The organism is Mesorhizobium sp. M2A.F.Ca.ET.042.01.1.1, assembly GCF_003997405.1.
In the GTDB taxonomy this organism is placed as follows: domain Bacteria; phylum Pseudomonadota; class Alphaproteobacteria; order Rhizobiales; family Rhizobiaceae; genus Mesorhizobium.
Window position 1 is genome coordinate 1 of the sequence record NZ_RZRX01000416.1, and the last position, 3,404, is coordinate 3,404.

The 3,404-nt window shown below is 61.3% G+C and carries 4 protein-coding genes; 2 read left to right on the forward strand and 2 right to left on the reverse strand.

Translation table 11 applies throughout. The annotated features are described in order from the left end of the window. Positions 1-563 precede the first annotated feature (563 nt). A complete protein-coding gene (locus EOA23_RS32910; RefSeq protein ID WP_127307132.1) occupies positions 564-887 on the forward strand; it encodes a DUF736 domain-containing protein in 324 nt (107 codons plus the stop codon). A 195-nt stretch (positions 888-1,082) separates the two neighbouring features. Here EOA23_RS32910 and EOA23_RS32915 read toward each other — a convergent pair whose 3' ends face one another. Further along, the gene (locus EOA23_RS32915; RefSeq protein ID WP_126064546.1) at positions 1,083-1,337 is read right to left on the reverse strand and encodes a WGR domain-containing protein; all 255 of its coding nucleotides are present in this window, start codon (positions 1,335-1,337) and stop codon (positions 1,083-1,085) included. Positions 1,338-1,840: 503 nt separating this feature from the next. On the opposite strand from EOA23_RS32915, the gene EOA23_RS32920 reads away from it, so the two are divergent. Further along, on the forward strand, positions 1,841-2,581 hold the full coding sequence (locus EOA23_RS32920; RefSeq protein WP_127307133.1) for a hypothetical protein: 741 nt from the start codon (positions 1,841-1,843) through the stop codon (positions 2,579-2,581). An 80-nt stretch (positions 2,582-2,661) separates the two neighbouring features. Here the strand turns inward: EOA23_RS32920 and EOA23_RS32925 are convergent, their stop codons facing one another. Then, positions 2,662-3,084, reverse strand: a complete 423-nt coding sequence (locus EOA23_RS32925) for a helix-turn-helix transcriptional regulator (protein WP_245474425.1) — start codon at positions 3,082-3,084, stop codon at positions 2,662-2,664. Between the last annotated feature and the right edge of the window lie 320 nt (positions 3,085-3,404).

Here is a 3,404-nt window from a genome sequence, read left to right on the forward strand (position 1 = left end):
GGTCCAGACGCTGTTCGTGTCAAAATGATCCTCGCATGGCGGCGGCGACGTTTTCTGGCGTCGCCGCTCGTGCGCCAACCGGGCAGCATTTATCCTCGGCAAAGTCTCCTGTAGACCGCAGCGCCGGTCCGGTTTCAGCCGCGCACCGGCCGACGCAATTTCGAAAACACCCGGCGGTGGTGGCAATCTGGCGCTTTGTGCCTGGCACGATAGCGCTGGCACGGCGCTGGAACGTCCGCAAACCTGTCCTCGGGCCAACTTCTGCCTGGCTACCGCGACCGCGTCTTCGCGACCATCTCCAATGCTTCGCACCCAGGACCATTCCCCTGCCGCTGGCTTGATGACCTATGGGCGGATCCGGCCCGCCAGAAACCCTCGGCCAGCAGCTTTTTTCCCCGCCGCCTGCGGCGGCTCCTCGCGCCCGCTTCGCTTCAAAAAAGCTGCCCGCTCGGGTCCTGCGCTGCCGCTGCGGCCCTCTGGGTTCAGCCGGCCCAGACGCGCCCATCACGGTCCGCCATCGCAGGGGAATGGTCCCCGGCGACAAGCAAAAAGGAGACTTTCAAATGACCGCGATCGGATACGTCACCAAGCAGGACAACGGCAGCTACAAGGGCCAGCTCAAGACGCTCAGCGTCCGCGCCGACATCGCCATCGTGCCCAACCAGTCAAAGAGCGTCGACACCCATCCCGACTTTAGGGTGCTCACGCAAGGCGTCGAGGTCGGCGCCGGCTGGATCAGGATCGGCGAGGCATCCGGCAAGGACTATGTGAGCCTGTCGATCGCAGCACCGGAGTTCGGCCCGAGAAAACTCTACGCCAATCTCGGCCGCGCCGCCGGCCAGGATGACGACGACACCTTCGCCATCATCTGGAATCCGGCCGACTGATCGGCAAGGCAAAAGCCCTCGCGCCACCGGCGCGGGGGCTCACCCACTCCCAAAGGGGCGGGCATCAGCCGACCTCGTCATGGGGGGCGAGGAATGCGAATTGTGGTGGACTGTAGGCCGGCGTCTCCTCGCCGTCTTCGCCACCTCAACGATGTGCTTGAACGTGTTGCACGCCCCGACCTGCTGTCGTTAGCCTCAGGCCGGATCGCAGGCGCGATATCCGCGCCGACGCTTGGCACGCTCAAGTTTAATTGACGCGGTGGCCGCGTCGTCTTCGCTATCGAAGGTTTCCACCATCGACTGGCCGTTGCTCCCGATCCGGCCCCAGTTACGGATGACCGATGCTCCGCCGAATAAGGTCGGTTGGATCGCAAGCGCATAGAAACGCCGCATATTCTGCGACGGGTCGATGCGGCGAAGATAAACCGGGCCTGGCTCTTTGTTTTCCATGGCCGGAGTCTCGCCTGCTTCGAAAGCGGGGTCTAACGAGTTCTTTGAATCGAACCGGCCCAACCGATTCATTACGGTCATGGGTCCGCGGCGCGCATTATTTACGCAGTTCTCTTTGCGAAGGGACGGGGGCTCCTCCTATAGGCCTCGCAAACGGCCAAGACGTGACGCGACTTTCAGACCGCAGGCACGACATTGCACGCATAGAGCCCTTCCTATCACCGGGTCTCAGTGAGCCAGTCAGCCAGCGACCTTTTAGGAATTTTGATACTTTACTTTGCGCAGCCCACCTTGCAATCATGCCGAGTGAGTCTGAACGGAGGAAAAATCGGACACAAAAAAACCGGCGCGGAGGCCGGCTTTTCTAGGGAATAGGCTACAGGAGTTGGCGCTCCTGATCTCGCCCGAAGATTTGTGCGAGACCGTAGCCCGTCTTTCCCGACATTGCAAGAGAAATTGCGCTTCCGCGCCACGGCTTTGCACGGCCTGGCGAGAGGAAAGAAATGGATCTCTATTCAACGCTGAGCCTATGGCTCACGAACATCCGGTCATTGGCCGAGCTGGACGATTTTTGCCGCCAGCTCTGGAAGCTCTACGGTGAGGAATCGCTGGGCGAGGACGATGCGGAGCGGCTATGCGAGAAGGCTGACCGACAGCGCGCCACCCTCAAGAAGGGCCGCGCTGGTCGTTGCGCACTGCCTCGCTCTTGTTATACGCAGCGGTCGCGCAGCGAGCGAAGCCGGCGCGAGGCAGCCCACGGCCCTCGAGATCCTGCGCGGTGGCGGCGCAAGCGGCGCCTTGCCCGCATGCAGGCTGTTCGGCCCGAGTTCGCCGGCGAGTTCACTGAAGGGGAGAGCGCGGCGCTCTACATCGTTATGTCCGATTGCCGGCAGCACGGTAAATGCGACCGATCGGTGAAGGAAATCGGCGATCGGGCCGGGGTCGGGCCGACCACTGTTCGCAATGCGCTGCGCAAAGCCAGCACGCTCGGTCTTCTGCGCGTCACCGAGCGCCGGCAATGGCGAGCCAGGAACCTGACCAATCACATTGTTGTCGTGCATCGGCGTCAGATCGCCTGGATCACGAAATTTCGGCCCAAACTCGGCCTCAAATTCTATCCGACAGGCTTCAAAAAAGCGGCGTCCACAGGAACGTACCGCAATAAAGATACCAGCCAACGCAGCAGCCGACACGGCGGGGGTGGCTCGAAGCCGTTCGATATCGACGAGATGTCGACAGCCTAACCACCGACGCCGCTAAATCACGACTGTGGAGACGCGCAAGAGGCTGCTGAAGGGCAGACTTTGCGATCGGCTGCGCCAAGTCAGGCCGGTTGGTGGTGGCTGTCGGAGTCCTGAAACAAGAAAGTCGCAGGATCGCGACCGAGCGAATCGCCGACGGCGGCGATCGTATCGACGCTGATGTTGCCGGCCGCCCGCTCGAGCTTGGTGAAGGTGATCTCCGACACGCCCAGAAGCTCCGCCATTTGATAGCGGACCAGATTGCGGCGCTTACGCTCGCTGTCGATGATGGCGGCGAGGCGCGCGCGGATCGATTTTTCGGTGAGCTTGTGCGCCCATGGTTCCACCTCGGCGCTGCCGACCAGAAGTGTCGCGATCGACACCTCTAGCGCCAGGGCCATCTGTTCGACCGTGCGCAGCGTCACGTTGTTTCGTTTTCTCATGATGCGAATATAGGTGCGGTATGCCAGCCCTTGACCAGGCGACGTTTTGAACAGTTCCGCCATGTGTCGATGGCGAAGCTTTCGCTTACGGCGCTCGGCTTCGAGGAACCAGGCGATATTGTCCCGAAGCGGATTGTTCACCTCGCCCGCTTCGTTTGGCAGCATGAATCTATGTATTCGCACGAACCCGCCCGCTCGGTCTGCCCTTTTCCCTGACCAGAATCCATAGTAAAGTGTCAAAAACCGTCAGAGGACAAGAGCCCTCACCATGCTGAAATGTCTCTTTATAGGCGCTGCCGCTATCGCGGGCGCCGCGTCTGTTCCCTCCCAAACATTCGCATCCGAGTGGGGGTGTCAGGTCCTGCTTTGCCTGTCTGGTGACT